Here is a 1,476-nt window from a genome sequence, read left to right as displayed (position 1 = left end):
AGCTCAGCGTTTGCGCCGGCAGATCGGCGTCGGTCGCTGTTACTGTCGTGACCGCTGTGGTGTTTTCCGCCACGTTCACCGACGCCGTCGCGCCGCCTCCGTTGGAGGTGATCGTCGGTGAGTCGTTGCTGCCGGCGATATGCACGGTGACCGAAGTGAGGGTGCCGTCGGCACTGCTCACGGCGAAGGTGTCCGTGTAGGTGGTACCGGCGGCGAACTCGTTGTGGGCGGAGTTGGCGACGTAGGTCCAGGCACCCCCGGTGCCGATGGAGAACTGACCGTAGCTGCCCGCGGTGTTGGACTGCGCCTGGAAGCTTGCCGGGCTGTCGATATCGCTGATGGTCAGGGTGCCGCCGGTGGTCAGCGGGGCATCGGTTTCGCTCAGCGTAACGTTGGCCGAGGAGAGCACGGCGGCGTCGTTGGTGCCGGTGACGGTGACGGTTACCAGTTGAGTATCCACGCCGCCGAGGCCGTCGCTGACTTGCACGGTGAATACTTCGTTGTGACTTTCACCGGCCGTCAACGACTGCACAGCGCTGGCGACGCCATCGGTGCCGTTGGCCAGGGTGTAGGTCCATTGGCCGCTATTGTCCACGGCGATCGCGCCATAGGTACCGGTATTTGTTCCGGCAATACTCCAAGTGGCGGTGGCGTTGTGATCGATATCAGCTGAACTGAACTGGCCACTGACGCTAAGGGTGGTGTCTTCCTTCACGCTGCCCACATCGTTGCCCGTGGCGAAGCTGAGCACGGGGGCGTCGTTGCTGCCGGTAATCGAGACGGTTACCTGCTGGGTGTCGACGCCGCCGACGCCGTCGCTGACCTGCACGGTGAATACGTCATTGTGGCTTTCGCCAGCCTTCAGTGATTGCACGGCACTGGCGACACCGTCAGTGCCGTTGGCCAGGGTGTAGGTCCACTGGCCGTTGTTGTCGACCGCGATCGAACCGTAGGTGCCGGTATTTGCCCCGGCAATACTCCATGTGGCGATGGCGTTGTGATCGATATCAGCTGAACTGAACTGGCCACTGACGCTGAGGGTGGTGTCTTCCTTCACGCTGCCCACATCGTTGCCGGTGGCGAAGCTGAGGACCGGTGCGTCGTTGTTGCCGGTAATGGTGACGGTCACCAGTTGCGTGTCGACGCCGCCGAGGCCGTCGCTGACCTGCACGGTGAATACGTCATTGTGGCTTTCGCCAGCCTGTAGTGACTGCACGGCGCTGGCGACGCCATCGGTGCCATTGGCTAACGTGTAGGTCCACAGGCCGTTGTTGTCGACGGCAATTGAGCCATAGGTTCCCGTTGGTGAGCCAGTGATGCTCCAGGTCGCCGTGGCGTCGTGATCGATGTCGGCCGAGCTGAATTGGCCGGTGACGCTGAGCTTAGTATCTTCCTGCACCGCGCCCACATCGTTGCCGGTGGCGAAGCTGAGGACCGGTGCGTCGTTGTTGCCGGTGACAGTGACGGTGACCAGTT

Annotated in this window: 1 protein-coding gene; it reads right to left on the bottom strand. The window is 62.5% G+C overall.

The features are described from left to right. On the bottom strand, positions 1-1,476 hold a 1,476-nt coding region (locus ACODSJ_RS24665; RefSeq protein ID WP_489104218.1), incomplete at both ends, for a VCBS domain-containing protein.

The sequence above is a fragment of the Pseudomonas sp. FG6 genome, from assembly GCF_057809015.1.
The sequence above is the reverse complement of the archived record's forward strand: the minus strand, read 5'-3'. Positions and strand labels throughout refer to the sequence as shown.